Source organism: Thermomonas sp. (assembly GCF_023953935.1).
Classification (GTDB): domain Bacteria; phylum Pseudomonadota; class Gammaproteobacteria; order Xanthomonadales; family Xanthomonadaceae; genus Thermomonas.
The window spans coordinates 94,031-108,976 of sequence record NZ_JAMLIW010000008.1 but is presented as its reverse complement, the minus strand read 5'-3'; the positions used below and the strand labels follow the sequence as shown (position 1 = coordinate 108,976).

General features: G+C 66.3%; 13 protein-coding genes. 5 read left to right on the top strand and 8 right to left on the bottom strand.

Translation table 11 applies throughout. The features are described 5' to 3' along the window. Positions 1 to 8 precede the first annotated feature (8 nt). The 6 genes from M9902_RS10035 to nosZ form a co-directional block, all read right to left on the bottom strand. Positions 9 to 542, bottom strand: coding sequence for a nitrous oxide reductase accessory protein NosL (locus M9902_RS10035; RefSeq protein ID WP_297222709.1), 534 nt, complete (start codon positions 540 to 542; stop codon positions 9 to 11). Then, positions 539 to 1,354, bottom strand: coding sequence for an ABC transporter permease subunit (locus M9902_RS10030; RefSeq protein WP_297222707.1), 816 nt, complete (start codon positions 1,352 to 1,354; stop codon positions 539 to 541). The genes M9902_RS10035 and M9902_RS10030 overlap by 4 nt, the downstream gene beginning before the upstream one ends. A gap of 12 nt (positions 1,355 to 1,366) precedes the next feature. Then, positions 1,367 to 2,296 carry an ABC transporter ATP-binding protein gene (locus M9902_RS10025; protein ID WP_297222705.1) on the bottom strand — a complete coding sequence of 310 codons (930 nt, stop codon included), beginning with the start codon at positions 2,294 to 2,296 and terminating at the stop codon, positions 1,367 to 1,369. Further along, the gene (locus tag M9902_RS10020; RefSeq protein ID WP_297222703.1) at positions 2,271 to 3,539 is read right to left on the bottom strand and encodes a nitrous oxide reductase family maturation protein NosD; all 1,269 of its coding nucleotides are present in this window, start codon (positions 3,537 to 3,539) and stop codon (positions 2,271 to 2,273) included. The genes M9902_RS10025 and M9902_RS10020 overlap by 26 nt, the downstream gene beginning before the upstream one ends. After that, positions 3,536 to 6,157, bottom strand: coding sequence for a 4Fe-4S binding protein (locus M9902_RS10015; RefSeq protein WP_297170786.1), 2,622 nt, complete (start codon positions 6,155 to 6,157; stop codon positions 3,536 to 3,538). The genes M9902_RS10020 and M9902_RS10015 overlap by 4 nt, the downstream gene beginning before the upstream one ends. A 65-nt stretch (positions 6,158 to 6,222) precedes the next feature. Further along, a complete protein-coding gene (nosZ, locus tag M9902_RS10010) occupies positions 6,223 to 8,148 on the bottom strand; it encodes a TAT-dependent nitrous-oxide reductase (RefSeq protein ID WP_297170787.1) in 1,926 nt (641 codons plus the stop codon). A 222-nt stretch (positions 8,149 to 8,370) separates the two neighbouring features. Here nosZ and M9902_RS10005 point away from each other — a divergent pair, with 222 nt between their 5' ends. The 5 genes from M9902_RS10005 (at position 8,371) to M9902_RS09985 (ending at position 11,801) form a co-directional block, all read left to right on the top strand. Next, positions 8,371 to 8,808: a c-type cytochrome gene (locus M9902_RS10005; RefSeq protein ID WP_297222700.1), complete on the top strand. Its 438-nt coding sequence runs from the start codon at positions 8,371 to 8,373 to the stop codon at positions 8,806 to 8,808. Between the two features lie 30 nt (positions 8,809 to 8,838). Next, positions 8,839 to 9,894: an FAD:protein FMN transferase gene (locus M9902_RS10000; RefSeq protein WP_297222698.1), complete on the top strand. Its 1,056-nt coding sequence runs from the start codon at positions 8,839 to 8,841 to the stop codon at positions 9,892 to 9,894. Positions 9,895 to 9,956: 62 nt separating this feature from the next. Then, on the top strand, positions 9,957 to 10,505 hold the full coding sequence (locus M9902_RS09995; protein ID WP_297222765.1) for a cytochrome b: 549 nt from the start codon (positions 9,957 to 9,959) through the stop codon (positions 10,503 to 10,505). Positions 10,506 to 10,597: 92 nt separating this feature from the next. Next, entirely contained in the window at positions 10,598 to 10,834 is a 237-nt protein-coding gene (locus tag M9902_RS09990; RefSeq protein WP_297222696.1) for a hypothetical protein, read from the top strand. Positions 10,835 to 10,874: 40 nt separating this feature from the next. Then, the gene (locus tag M9902_RS09985) at positions 10,875 to 11,801 is read left to right on the top strand and encodes a M14 family metallocarboxypeptidase (protein ID WP_297222694.1); all 927 of its coding nucleotides are present in this window, start codon (positions 10,875 to 10,877) and stop codon (positions 11,799 to 11,801) included. Between the two features lie 14 nt (positions 11,802 to 11,815). Here the strand turns inward: M9902_RS09985 and M9902_RS09980 are convergent, their stop codons facing one another. Both M9902_RS09980 and M9902_RS09975 read right to left on the bottom strand, forming a co-directional pair. Beyond that, positions 11,816 to 13,060: an MFS transporter gene (locus tag M9902_RS09980; RefSeq protein ID WP_297222692.1), complete on the bottom strand. Its 1,245-nt coding sequence runs from the start codon at positions 13,058 to 13,060 to the stop codon at positions 11,816 to 11,818. Between the two features lie 46 nt (positions 13,061 to 13,106). Further along, positions 13,107 to 14,924: a DUF885 domain-containing protein gene (locus tag M9902_RS09975; RefSeq protein WP_297222690.1), complete on the bottom strand. Its 1,818-nt coding sequence runs from the start codon at positions 14,922 to 14,924 to the stop codon at positions 13,107 to 13,109. Between the last annotated feature and the right edge of the window lie 22 nt (positions 14,925 to 14,946).

The following is a 14,946-nucleotide window of genomic DNA, read 5'->3' as shown; positions in this document are numbered from 1 at the left end:
AACGGCGCTTACATCTGCGAATCGTGCAGCGCGCCGCCGCGCAGGTCCACCATGTCCGGCTTGATGTCGGCAAAGCCGAGCACGCGGCCACCGTATTCCTTCGCGAAGGCATCGGCATCGGTGCGGTTGGCGAAACTGGCGATGGTGGGGCCCATCGAGCCCTCGCGTTTGCTGCCCAGCACGTAGCTGGCGGTCCTGGCGTCGATCCAGTGGCCCTTGGGCTCGTTCCAGTCGGCCTGGCCCATGTCCTGCACGTACACCGCGCGCACCGCGCGCACCTGTTCGCCGGCGAGCAGGGTGCTGAACAGCTCGACGGTGTCGCAGAAGAACGCGGGGCGGTCGGAATCGGCGTAGTGGATCTGCGCCTTGGGGCCGGGGTAATCGGCCAACAGCATGCCGTCCAGCTCGCAGGCGGTGCCGGCGGTGATTTCGACCGGCGTGATGGCGGCTTGTTGCGTCTCCGGTCTGGCGCAACCGCCAAGTGCGTTTGCACCAAGCGCGATAGCAAGGGCCAGGGCGAATGCGGCAGGACGCAGGGTCATGGTTTGAATCTCCAGTTGGCGAGCAGCAGGGGAAACACGATCCAGGCGAGCATCACGCCGCCCATGGTCAGCGGATTGCCGAGCGATTCGGGCATCACGCTGGCCAGCCCGTACAGGGTGCGCACGTCCTCCATCGAGAACACGTTGAGGATGCGGAACACGTCGGTCGGGTTGAGCATCAGCAGCCAGGCGAAGCTGTCGCCACCGACCTGGCCGCCGGTCGAGACCAGCAACCCCAGCAGCAGCAGATCGAACACGAGGACGAAGAAAAACCAGGCCGCGATTGCCATGCCCGAAGCGCGGGTGCGCTCACGCGCCAGCGTCGACAGCAGCAGGGCGATGCTCAGGAAGGCCAGGCCCAGCAGCACGCTGCTGAGCATGAAGCCGCCGTAGTGGTAGAGCGCGGCGGCGTTCATGTGTTTCCACAGCGCCACCGCCACGGCGCCGAATCCGGCCAGCGTGGACAGGGTGAGCGCCAGCGCCAGCCCGAGGTATTTGCCCAGCAGCAGTTCCAGCCGGGTGATCGGCAGTGCCAGCAGCAGGCCCAGCGAGCCGCGTTCGCGTTCACCGACGATGGCATCGAAGCCGAGCAACAGCGAGATCAACGGAATCAGGTAGATCACCAGGCTGACCAGGCTGGCGATGGTGAACTCGATCGAACGAAAGCCGACCTGGCCCTGTTGGGCACCGCCGAACCAGGCGATCACGAGCGAGAACACCGCGAACACCAGCGCGATGGCCAGCACCCAGCGGTTGCGGATGCGGTCGCGGAATTCCTTGGCGGCAACGGTGAGGATGGGGGTGAATTCCATGCGGTCCTCGGCTCAGCGTGACAGCCCGAAGAACATGTCTTCGAGCGAAGGTTCGAGCAGGCGCAGGTCGTGCACGCGCGCGTTCTGCGCGCCTAATGCCGCCAGCGCGGCCATCTTGTGCTGACGCGGGCAATGCCAGCGCAACCCGGTTGCAGTGGGTTCGGGTGCGGGGGCCAGTTCCAGCAGCGCGGCCGCCACGGTGTCGAGGTCGGCGGCGTCCAGATCGGCCTCGATCACCAGTGGCAGCGCGGTGCGTTCGCGCAGGTCCTGCACGCTGCCCACGGCGAGCAGCTTGCCCGCGGCCATGATCGCCAGACGATCGACCCGCCCCTGCAGCTCGGCGAGGATGTGCGAGGTGATGACGATCGTCGTGCCGGCAGCCTGCAGCTGGCGCAGAACCACGTAGAAATCGCGGATCGCCTCGGGGTCCAGCCCGTTGGTCGGCTCGTCGAGGAACAGCACCCGCGGTTTGCCGAGCAGGGCCTGGGCAAAGCCGAGACGCTGGCGCATGCCCTTGGAATATTCGCGCACCGGGCGCTTGCCGGCGTGGTTGAGGCCAACCTGTTCGAGCAATTGCGCGCACTGTGCCAGCGGGGCGCCCTTGAGACGCGCAAAGAAGCGCAGCGTTTCCAGACCGTCGAGGTTGTCGTACAGCACCACGCTTTCCGGCAGGAAGCCGATCCCGCGCCGCACCGCCCGGAACGCGCGCCCGCGCACCGGGGTGCCGTCGATCAGGATGGCGCCGGCACTGGGCGTCTCCAGCCCCAGCATCAGCTTGAACAGGGTGCTCTTGCCGGCGCCGTTGTGGCCGATCAGCCCGAGGATTTCGCCAGTGCGGATGTCGAGGTCGACGCCATCCACCGCGCGCAGCGCACCGAAGTGCTTGTGCACGCCGCGCAGGCTGATTGCGGTGGCCTCAGTGGCCGGGGAAATATCTGCCACGCCATTGGCTCCATTGTGCGTGCGCCGGGCGCATCCGCGGGCTGGGGTCGACCACCGACGGCGCGCGCAGGACCGGGAACTGCCGGCCGAGCAGGCGCAGGGTCTGGATCGCCGGGCTGGCCAGCAGCAGCTTGATGCCGGGGTGGCGCCAGGTCAGGCGATCGACGACGTCGTTGGCCTCGTAAGGGGTGTCGCCACGGTCGTCGCCGTCGCGGTCCCAGCCGAGATAATTGCTCCAGAAATTGCCGGTCTTCTCGCCCCAGCGCACGTCGCGTGAGGCGACGTAGCGCACCTGTTCACGGTTGTCGATGAAGTCGTTGCCCTCGACAAGATTGTTGATCGAGCCGGCTGACAGGTGCACGCCGACTCGGTTGTCGACCACCAGATTGTCTTTCAGGGTGACGTATTCGACGTCGTAGATGAAAAAACCGCGGTCGTTGCCGGCAACCACGTTGCCCTCGATCACCGAGTCTTGCAGGGTGCGCAGCATGATGCCGTGGTCGGAATTGCCCCAGGCGCGGTTGCCGCGCACCACCTGGTTGCGCACTTCCATCAGCGCCAGCCCGCCGCGGTTGTAGTAGGTGTCGTTGTCCTCCCACAGGTTGTAGTAGGAGTTCATGTAGTGGGTGCCGTAGCGGCTGTGGTGCAGGCGGTTGCGGCGGAAAATGGCGTGGTGGGAGACATCGACGTAGAGCGCATCGCGCACGAAGCTGATGTTGTTGTCCAGGATCCGCGCGCGCTGGGTGTTGTAGAGCTGGATGCCGTTGCCGCGCATCGGCGAGTCGTAATCGCGCTTGCCGGTGATGGTGTTGCGTTGGACCACGACGTCGTCGGCTTTCTCGATCCACAGGCCGAACAGGTTGTAGGTCAGATCGCAGTTGCGCACCACCGCGCGATGCGCGCCCGGATACACGTAGATGCCGGCGTTCTGGTCCTTCAGGCTGTCGCCGGAATCGCGCACGATCAGCCCTTCGATCACCACGTCCGGCGCGGTGATGCGGATGACGTCGCCCTGGTTGCCACCGCTGAGCGTGGGACGGTTCAGGCCGCGCAGGGTCAGCGGTTTGTCGATCAGCAGGTTGGCGCGGTAGTGGCCGCGTTCGATCTGGACCACGTCACCGGGCCGGGCTGCCTGCACCGCCGTGGCGAGGTCATCGCCGGGACGGACGGTGAGGGTGGCGGCGTGCGCGCCGGCACAGGCAAACAGGGCCGCCAGCAGCAGCCCCGGCAGGGCGAGCCTCATGCGATCATCCAGCCCAGCGATTTGAACGCGAGGAACAGGGCGGCGCCGATCAGGAGGTTCTTGAAGCTCACGTAGCTGATCATGTCAAAGATTCCGGCAACCCGGTAATTGTCGCGCCACCAGGGGCCGTCTTTCACGTAACGGCGTCCGTTCAGGCGGATCAGCACCTCGTAGACGCTCCAGCCGAACCACCAGGCGATGATCGCACCCGAAGAAAGCTGGCCCAGTGCCGCGAAGACCCAGGCGAGGGAGACCACGCCGGCCAGCACCAGCTCGGCGATCAGTCGCGCACGCTGGCCATGCCAGTTGGTGCGGCTCCACGGCCACAGGTGGTCGCGCAGTTCCAGCCAGACCCACTCCAGCACGCCGACATCGTGTTTGTGCGCAGGCAACGTGGGGTTGGTCGGCATCCGCGGATCGATCCCGCCCACCGCCTTGGGCAGGATCTGGTCTTCGAAGCGTTCACCCGCCAACGGCAGGTAATAACCGTTGTCGGCGATCAGCGTGATCGGCAGCTCGCGGCGCTCGCGGCGCTTGCGCTCCTTGGCCAGCGGCGGGCAGCCGGTGTTGTCGGTGTACAGGATCATGCAATCCAGGCAGTGCAGGCATTCGCGGTGGTCGATGCGGCCGTCGGCATCGATCGCCTGGGCGCCGCAGCCGATCGCGCAGACCTTGCAGATGTTGCAGTCCTGCTTGCGCTTGAGCCCGTACCAGCGGAACGTGCTGGGGATGGCCAGCGAGGCGCCGAGCGGGCAGACGTATTTGCAATACGGCCGTTCGATGAAGATCGACAGCCCCAGCAGCACCGCCACGAACAGCCCGTAAGGCCAGGCGCGGTGGGTGATGCCGACCAGGAAAGTGGTCTTGAACGGCTCGACTTCGGCCAATTTCTCCGCCAGCCCCATCGAGAACATCGAGGTGGCCAGCAGGCCGAAGAAGATCGCGTACTTGGCCCATTTCAGGCGGTCGTGCCAGTGCTGCGGCAGCTTGAACTGGAAACGCCCGAGGCCGAGGAAACGCGCGATCTTGTAGATCCCTTCCTGCAGCGAACCGAACGGACACATCCAGCCGCAGAACAGGCCGCGCCCGAACAGGAACACGGTGACGATGATGAAGACCCAGAACAGGAAGATGAACGGGTCGGTCAGGAACAGCGGCCACGACCACTGGAACAGGATCGAGTGGAACCAGGTCAGGACCTGAGTCACCGAGGGTTGCGCCATCAGTCCGAAGCCGACCAGGAAGATGCTGATCGCCCAGAACGCGTACTTGAAGCCGTTGACCGGCCATTTGTTCTTGCGGGTGGAGCGGCGGGTCAGTTTTTCGCGCAGCGCGTAGACCACGGTGACGACGACCAGCAGCAGCGCGAACAAGCCGATCTTGAGCGGCTGGGATTTCCAGATCCGCACCCAGGGTGCCTGCGCCTGTTCCACCGTCGGCCGTCCGCCCTGGAGCATGTCGGCTGGCAGCCACAGCGGTGCTTCGAACACCGCGAAACTGCGGTGGCCGGTGGCGCGGTCGACGCGGTTGCCGAGAAAGGCGAGTTTCCACGGATAGGCGGCCGAAAACGCGTGCGAGCGGATGATGAAGATCGCCGCTTCGGTGTAGCGCGGCGCGTCCGCCGCTTCCAGGCCATACAGGTTTTGCGCGTCGAGGTCGCGGAAGGTGAAGGAATCCGCCCCCTGCTTGACCTGCACGCGGTCGTAGATGCCGCCGCGCACGAAGCCTGATCCCTTGAACGATTCGTGGCCGGCGCTGCGGATCACGAAGAGGGCGTTTTCGCCGTCCTGCATGCTCTCGCGCAGGCGATCCCAGGTGTTGTTGCCCAGCAGGCTGCGGCCGACGTCGGGCTGATTCAGATCGCCGAACCACAGTTCGATGAACGGCTCGGCCGTGCGTGGCAGGCCCACCTGTTCGCTGCGGACGATCAAGCGCTGGACCGCGCCCAGCTTCACCAGTTCGTCCCAGCTGTAGTGTTTCCCGGTCGTGATGAAGCGCGCCTGCGTGCGCACGGTGGGGGCAATGATCCCGGTCTGGCGCGCGATCGCCGCGCCCGACATGGTGATGACCTGGTTTTGCGCCACCACGGTGACGGTGGCGCCGGAAATGGCGTCCACGCCGAGCACGTTCTCGTCCGGACGTGAGGGGCCGACCTCGATGGTGTCCTTGACCGTCTTGCCGATGTACTGGTCGTTGAAGTGGACCAGCGCCGATTCCGGGATGCCCAGCAGCAGGATCGGCTCGGAATGCTTGAGCACCTTGACGCCGACATAGCGCCCTTGCGTGTCCATGCCGATCAGGGTGATGACCGGCTTGCCCGAGTAGGCGGGAGTGTCGGTGATGTCGGTTGACAGGAACACGTAGCCCAGCAGCTTCTTCTGCGGGCCGTCATTGTCGTAGGCCTCGACGTAGGGTGGCCGGCCCTTGCGCTGCGAAAAATGGCTCGCGCCCGGGAACACCTCCTTGCACGGAACCATCGCGCACAGGTCCGGTGCGGTGGCCAGATTGTCCGGCAGCTTGGCTTCGTAGGTATCGGCGGCGGCGTGGGAAGCCAGCAGCGTCAGCGCGAGGAACAGCGGAACCCAGAGGGCGAGGAACCGTTGAACAAGTGGGGGCATTGCAACCATCCGAAGCGGGGGAAACAGGCGCCGCGCTTGCGCGGCGCCTGCGGGTCGATGCGGTCTTATGCCTCGACGATCATGCGCGTGCGCATCTCCAGATGCAGCGCATGGCAGAAGGTGGAGCAGTAGGCCCAGAACACGCCCGGCTTGTCGGCCACGAAGGTGACCGACTTGGTCTCCTGCGGGTTGATGACGAACTGGATGTTGTACTTGGGCAGTGCGAAGCCGTGGGTGAGGTCTTCGACCTTGTCGAGGTTGGTCAGGATCAGGGTGACGACGTCGCCCTTCTTGACCGTGAACTCACGCAGCGAGAACGCCGGTGCCTGCGAGGTCAGCTTGACCGTTACCTTGTTGCCGTTGCGGAACACCCCGGATTCCTTGGGGTCCTTGATCACCAGCGGCGAATCATCGAGGTCGTAGACCTGCTTGGTCTTGAGGATGTCGCGCTTGAAGATGATGAAATCATGCGGCTCGCCGCGCACCGGGTGGTCGGCCAGCAGCACCATCTTCTCGCCCGAGATGTCGATCAGCTGTTCGTTCTCCGGGTGCAGCGGGCCGACCGGCAGGAAGCGATCCTTGGAGAACTTGCAGCCCACTGCGAGGTACTTGCCGTCCGCGGCCTTGGTTTCCGACTGCGAGGCGTTGATGTGGCCGGGCTGGTAGTGCACGTCGATGCGGTCGATCACGTACTTGGCGCTCTTGTCGCCCTTGTGGAAGGCGATGGCCTTTTCCACGTTCCACTTCACCACCTGACTGTCGAGGAACAGCGTGGTGTAGGCGTTGCCGCGGCCGTCGAACGCGGTGTGCAGCGGGCCCAGGCCCACTTCGACCTCGGCCACGATGGCGTCATCAAGCTTGTCCATCTTGCCGTCGAACCAGTCCAACACCTTGGTCAGTTCGATGGTGGTGGTGGTGGGCGAGAGCTTGCCGGCGCAGATGAAGTACTTGCCGTCCGGGCTGGCGTTGACGCCGTGCGGGTTCTTCGGCACCGAGACATAGGCCACCAGCGCGGTCTTCGCATCCTTGTTGGCTTCGTGGGTGCCGTCGACCACCGGCACGCTGGAATCGCCGTAGGTCTTGAACTTGCCGTCCTTGACCGCCTGCTCGATGCGGGCTATGTGGAAAAACGCGCAGGCGTCGCGCTCGGCCGACATCATGTCCTCGTAATGCACACCGTTTTCGGTGTTGTACTGGTTGGTTGCCGCCAGCTTGCCGTCATAGGACGTGGCCACGAGGTCGCAGTTGCCGTCGATCAACACCTGCCAGCGCACCTGCATGGTTTCGGCGTCGACGCAGGAGAACAGCGAGCGGTACTTCTCCGGATTGTTGACGTCGGTGCCGTCGTTGGGCAGCGGAATGCCGAATTCGCCGCCGCAGAACACGCGGGTCGTGTAGTTGATGGCCGGGTCGACCGGATCGGCCTTGTCCGGGAAGATGCCGTGGAAGCCCTGCACGTTGGGCAGGTCGGTGATCTTGTCGCAGACCATGTAATCCAGGCGGATGCGCGCGATCCGGGAGTTGATCTTGTCGTTGATCCACGCGTAGCGGCCGTCGTAGTTGCCATCCTTGTAGGACGCGTGGGTGTGGTGGGTGTCGGCCACGTTGTAGCGCAGGTTGCCGTCCGGCCGGGTGCCCATGATCTCCTTGGATTCATTGGTGATGCCCCAGCCCACCAGGGCGTCCGGCGCGAAGCAGGGAATGCGGTGGATCTCGCGGCCCGAGGGCAGGCCGAGCACGCGCATGTCGCCGTTGTGGCCGCCGCTCCACAGGCCGTAATACGTGTCCAGCTCGCCCGGTTTGACCTCGATCGGGCTGGCCTTGCCTTCGGCACCGGCGGCGGCACCTTCACCGGTGGCCCCCGGCGCGCCAGTCTTGTCACAGGCGGCAACGCCCAAGGTCAGGCCGACGAGGGCCGTGGTGTTGATGAATTTGCGCCGGCTCATGCCGGTACTGCTCAGTCCGGGGTCTTCCTTGTGGTCGTCACTCATGGTCTGCCTCGTTGGCCTTGGGTGGGTGGATCGGAGGGGTTTCCGATTCAGGACAAATGCTCGCCCGAACGAGTGTTGGCTGAATTGCGCTGGATCAAATTTTTGCGTGATACCCCGGCTAAACTGTCTGCGTGCGGCGACGTGTCCGATAGGCGGTATCGATCGATGACGCGCCACGCCGCGAACCGTTTCCCAACCCGTCAATAAGCAGAGGCAATTCGAATGAAACTGTTTCCCTTGGCAGCCGCCCTGTCCTTCGCACTGCTGGTTTCGGCCTGCGGCAAGAACGAAGCCCCCGCACCCGCTGCAGAAGCCGCACCGGCGGCCGAGGCTCCGGCCGCACCGGCGGAAGCGGCCCCGGCCTCCGAAACGGCAAGCGCCACTCCGGACGCGGCAGCGGCCGGCGACGAGGCCGGCAAGAAGGTTTACGGCGCCACCTGCGCGTTGTGCCATGCCAGTGGGCTGGCCGGTGCGCCCAAACCGGGCGACAAGGCCGATTGGGGCCCGCGCATCGCGCAGGGCAAGGACACGCTCTACACCCACGCGCTCGAAGGCTACAACGGCAACGCCGGCGCCATGCCCGCGCGCGGCGGCAATGCCTCGCTCAGCGACGAGGACGTGAAGGCGGCCGTCGATTACATGGTGGCGCAGTCGCAATGAGTCGTTGCCCAGGATGATCGGAGAGTTGACGTGACAGACGCAGGCCAGAATGGTCGGTGGACGCGGCGGCGCTTCAGCATGGTGCTGCCGTTGCTGGGTGCGCTGCCGTGGGCGGCGCGGGCGGTGGTGGCGGACGGCATGGCGGTGGCGGCGGCACCGCAGCGCGGCCGCCGCGCACTGCTGGGGACGCAGATCGATATCATCGTTGACGGCGTTGATTCTGGCACCGGGCAGCGAGCGCTTGAGCGGGCGTTCGCGGAAATGCAGCGGCTCGAAGCGCTGCTGAGCCGCTACCGCGCCGACAGCGCGGTGCGGCAAATCGGAAACGCGGCCGGCAAGCACCCGGTTGCCGTTCCCGCCGAGGTGATGGCGGTGCTGCAGTCCGCACAGCGGGTCTACCGCGAGAGCCGCGGCGCCTTCGACCCCACCATCGGCGCGCTTGCCGGCTGGCGCTTCGAACCGGGCCAGCACGCGGCGCCGAGTGCCGCCGAACTCGCCCGGGAGCTGCGTCGCGTCGGCGCTGAAGACCTGCGCTTGGATGCCAGGGCGGGAACGGCCTACCTGGCCCGCCCGGGCATGGCGCTGGACCTTGGCGGGATCGCGAAATTGCCGATCCTCGATGCCGGGCTGCGCGCACTCAAGCGCGAAGGCGTGGCCAATGCCCTGATCAACGGCGGCGGCGACGTACTGGCGATGGGCAGGCTGTCCGGCCGGCCGTGGCGGGTGGGCGTGCGCGATCCGCGCAGTCCTGCGCGGTTGCTGGGCGCGATCCGGATCGATGGCGGCGGCGTGGTGGCGTCTTCCGGTGACTACGAGCGCGGATTCCTGCGCGATGGCCGGCTGCTGCACCACGTGCTGGATCCGAAAACCGGCTGGCCGACGACCGGCGTCCACGGCGTCACCTTGTTCGCCCGAGACGTGGAAGCGGTCAACGGTTGGGGTACCGCGCTGATGGTGCAGGGCCCGTCCGCGGCTCCAGCCTGGAGCGCCGAGCGACCCGGCAGCGCCGTGCTCAGCGCCAATGCCGATGGCTCGGTCTGGCAATCCGACGCGATGCGGCCATTACTTTTGCCGGTCGCGGCATGATGTGAAACGCGTGGAAGCTGCAACTGATTCAAGTACATTGCAATCATCTTGAGAGGGTGCCCATGGAAACCGTCAACGTCCTGACCCGTCCTCGCTACGTCCGCAGCGTGCGCCTGCTGCACTGGTGGATGGCGCTGCTGATCGTGGCCGCTTACGTGCTGGTCGAATTCCACGGGGAATTCCCGAAGGGCAGCGCGCCGCGCAATGCGATGATGCAGGGGCACTACTGGGCCGGCATCACGATCTTCCTGCTGGTGTGGTGGCGGCTGTCCGCGCGCGCGCGCGGCGGCACCCCGCCGATCGTGCCGCCGCTGGACAGGTACAGCGCGCTTTTGGCCAAGCTCACGCATCTGGCCCTGTACGCCTTCTTCATCGTGATGCCGGTGCTGGGCTGCCTGACCGCGGCCTACGAAGGCAAGCAGGTCCTGATTCCGTTCACGCAGATCGCCCTGCCGGTGCCGGTGGCCGTAGACAAGGACTTCGGGCACCAGCTCGAGGACATCCACGGCACGATCGGAACCCTGTTCTACTGGGTGATCGGCCTGCACGTGCTGGCGGCGCTGTGGCATCACCTGTTCAAGCGGGACAACGTGCTCGAGCGCATGCTTTGAGCGCTTGCGCTTGATCGAAGTCACATCGCGTCCATGCGGCTGCGCGCACCATGCACGCTGCATTCGTTGACGCAGCACCAAAGGCGGGTTTCATGGAATTTCACATCCGATTGGCAACCGATGCGCCGGATCTTGCGGTGATCGCCGATGCGCTGCAGCAGGCCGATCCGGCGGCGATCGTCGATCGCGATCCGGCCGATGGCAGCCTGCTGCGTGCAACGGTCTGGATGGATGGCGAGGAGCTCAAGCTGGTGCTGACCCAGGCCGGCTACCCGCCGCGCAGCATCGAACAACAGGCCTCCAATTGCTGCGGCGAGTGCAGCGGCTGAGGCTTGCGGCCACCACCCACGACAACAACACGGAGTCTTCATGTCAGGACCGACCTCCAAATCCATCGGGACGCAAGGCCAGCCTTGGGGCGATGCTGAAAAACGGCAATGGCGCGCGCTGCAGTCGAAGAAACGCGGCTACGCCGACGAAGTGCTGGCGCGAATCGACGCGCTGCGCGGGCGTTTCGACGTCGAACAATACGGCACGCTGGATTACGCCCCCGACGGCAGCTATCCGCTGTTTTCCCTGCGCAGCCGCAACTGGGACGACGCGCGCCCGGTCGCGCTGGTGACCGGCGGCGTGCATGGCTACGAGACCAGCGGCGTGCACGGTGCGCTGCAATTCCTCGAACGCCATGCCGAAGGCTACGCCGGCCGGGTCAATATCCTGTGCGCGCCCTGCGTCTCGCCGTGGGGCTATGAGCGCGTCCAGCGCTGGAACCCGCTGGCGCTGGACCCGAACCGCTGCTTCCGCGCCGACAGCCAGGCGCCGGAGTCGGCGGCGCTGTGGAATCTGGTGCAGCCGCTGCGCGGGCGCTTTTTGATGCATATCGACCTGCACGAAACCACCGACAGCGACGAAAGCGAATTCCGCCCCGCGCTGGCCGCGCGCGACGGCAGACCGTTCGAACCCGGCACCATTCCCGATGGCTTCTATCTGGTGGACGACACCGAGAACCCGCAGCCGGCATTCCAGGACGCGATCATCCTCGCGGTGGCCAAAGTGACGCACATCGCGATGTCGGACATGGACGCCACCATCATCGGTTCCCCGGTCGTGGCCGAAGGCGTGATCCGCTATGCATTGGTGGAACTGGGGCTGTGCGCCGGGATCACCGGCGCACGCTACACCACCACCACCGAGGTCTATCCCGACAGCCCGCGCGCGACCCCGCAGCAATGCAACGACGCGCAGGCAAGGGCGGTGTGTGCGGGGCTGGATTACGCGTTGGCGCACTGCTGCTGAGTGCGTGGCGGCGCTCAGCCGGCGGTGGATTGCAGTCCCGGCCGCAGACGCCGCATCTGCACCCAACCAATCCCCCAGAACAGGTAGGGCAGGGCCATGGCGATGCGGAAGGCGTCGCTGCGGTGGCCGCCAGGTGCCAGCCAGTCCAGCAACAGCCCGATGCCGAGCACGATGGCAATGGTCGAAATGAAGCCGCCGACGTTGACCAGCGCCAGCGCGGTGCCCACCCGCTCCGGTGGATGCGCGCTGCGGGCGAATTCGAATGCCAGCATCGCTCCGGCAAAGCCGGCGCCGACGGTGGTCATCACCAGGGCCAGCAGCCAGCTTGGCGCCGCGCCGGGCCACAGCAGGGCAGCGGTCCACAGCGCGATCGATGCGTACAGGAAGCCATCGAACAGCGGTACGTGCAGGCGCGGGCTGCGGCCGGCCAGGACGCCCACCACCGGGCCGCTGAGCATGGAGGCGGCGGTCAGGCAGGTCAGCAGCAGCGGGGCTGTCTGCTTCGACACGCCCTGGCCTTCGATCAGCCACGGATAGCCCCACAGCAACAGCAGCGCGTTGGGCAGGAACATCCCGGAAAAATATGCCCAGAACCCGAACCGGGTTTGCGCATCGCCCCAGCACGCGCGCAGGCTGGCCAGCACCGGCGGGTGGGCGTGCTGCGGCGATGGCGGCGGATCGGGCACGCTGAAGAACATGATCAGGCCGGCCACGATTCCGAGCATGGCCGCGATCAGGTAGGTCTGCTCCCAGCCCAGATGCGCCAGCGCCCGGGCCATCGGTATCGCGGTGGCCAGCGCGCCGATCTGGCCCGACAGCGAAGTCAGCTGGGTCAGCAACGGGTTGCGCCAGGGCGGAAACCACAGCGCCGCCAGCCGCAGCACCGACAGGAACGCGGTGGCATCACCCAGCCCGACCAGCGCGCGTGCCACCAGCCCCATTGGGTAGGAATGGATGAAGGCGAAGCCGAGCTGGCCGATCGTCATCAAGGCGATGCCCGCCGCCAGCAGCCGCCGCGAGCCGTAGCGGTCGAGCAGCAGGCCGACCGGGATCTGCATCACGGCGTAGACGAGGATTTGCAGCACGATGAAGCTGGACAGCTGCGTCGAGCCGACCTGAAAGCGGTCCGCCGCCGCCAGCCCCGCCACCGACAGCGAGGTGCGGTGCACCATCGCCATCATGTAGACCAGCGCGGCGGCGCCCCAGACGCGCCAGGCGCGCCAGGCGCGCGTCGGGGTGACAGCTTGGATTGCCTGCATGACCGCGTTCAATTGTCCATCGGCCCGGACGCCTTGCTCTGCGCACTCACCGGATCGGCTCATCCAGCATCAATGCGCGCACATAGCGCACCGGCGGGGCACCGTAGGACAGCACCTGGTCGTGGTAGGCCTTGAGGTTGAAGGCGGCGCCCTGGCGCGCGCGCACGGCTTCACGCAGATCAAACTGTTCCTGCGCGCCGACAAAATAGGTGGGCAGCTGCGCCGAGGTGAGCTGGGCGCGGGTCCATTTGCCGGCGGCTTCGCTTTCCTGCTGGAAGGTGTCGTGGGTCATCAGTCGCATGGCCTGTTCGCGGCTCCAGTCATCGACGTGCACGCCCTGGTCGAGGATGGCGTTGGCGACCGTGCGCAGGTAGAACTTGAGCTGGACCAGGTGGAACAGCGGATCATTCGCGAGATAGCCCTGTTCCTGCATCATCCGTTCGGTGTAGACCGCCCAGCCTTCGGCGAACAGGCCCGAGCGCAGGACGCCGCGCAGCACCGACGGATACTTGGCCGAGTGCCAGCCTTCGAGGTAGTGGCCGGGTACGCCCTCATGGATCGCCAGCAGCTCGATCATCGAATCGTTGTATTCGCGCAGGAATGAATCGGTCTGCGCCTGGGTCCAGTCGTCCGGGATCGGCGAGATCGCGAAGAAGGTCTTGAGGTTCTTGTCCAGCGGCCCGGGCGAATCGCAATAGGCCACCGCCACCCCGCGCTGGAATTCCGGCATCAGGATCACGTCCACCGGGGCGTCGGGCAGGGTGACGAGATCCTGCTTGCGCACGAACTCGGTGGCTTCCTGCAAGGCCGCCTTGGCGGCATCGACCACGCCATCGCGCGCCGGGCGGTGGGCATAGGCCAGCGCCAGCGCGGCTTCGATTGCGGCCTGCTGCTGATCGTCGCTGGGATTTTCCGGCAGCGCCGGGGCACCGGGCTTGTCTTTGAGCACGTCGCGGGCGATGCCATACATCACCCCGCGCACGCGCCGGATCTCGGCCTGCGCGCGCTGCTTGATCTCGGTGCGGCTCAGGTCGGAGGACAGCGCAAAGCGCAGCTTCTGGTCGTACTTCTCCGCGCCGAGGCGGAAATCGCCACGCGCGTTCGGCACCAGCGTGTTCTCCAGCCATGCCTGTTGCTGCGCCACCGCGGCCTTCAGTTGTTCGATGGCGGCGCGGGTGCGTGCGGCATCGGCGGCCGGCAGTTCGGACAGGTGCGGGGTGATGAAGGTATCGACGATCGACAGGATGCCCTTGTTCTGGCGTGCCACCGTCTGCGCGTGGATCAACGGCACCCGCGCCGGGTCGAGGTTGGCCCGGGCCTGCGCGAACAGCGCCGGGATCAGCTCCATCCGCGCGGTCGCGGCGCGGATGCGCTGCGGCAACGGCGCGAATTCACGCGCCATCAGGCCGTAGATCGCGCTGCCGGCCAGGTCGTTGTAGACCTGCGGATCCCAGGCCCAGGCCTGCAACACGCGCGTGTTCCACAGGTCGGATTGCAGTTGGTTGCGCAGCAGCGCTGCATCGACCTGGTTCTGCCGCGACAGCTGCGCCACAGCGATACCGTTCAAGGCATCGAGCAGGCCCTGCTCGGTGGCCTCGCGCTGCTGGCGGCCGGCGGCGCTGAGGTCGTCGAGGCGGTCATCGAAGCGATGGTCGCCGGTTTGGGTGGCGGACACCGGCGACAGCCGCATCCACGCATCCAGGGTTTGCTGCGACAGCGCGGCGAAGCGGGCATCAGCGCTGGTCGCGGGCGTGGCGGCGCTGGCTTGCGGCGGATCGGCGGGTAGCTGGGCAGGCGGCGTCGCGAGAGCGGTGCCGGAGGCCAGCAGCGCGGCGAGGGTCGATGGCAGCAATGAGCGGCGCATGGTCGTATCCGGCAATGGAGAA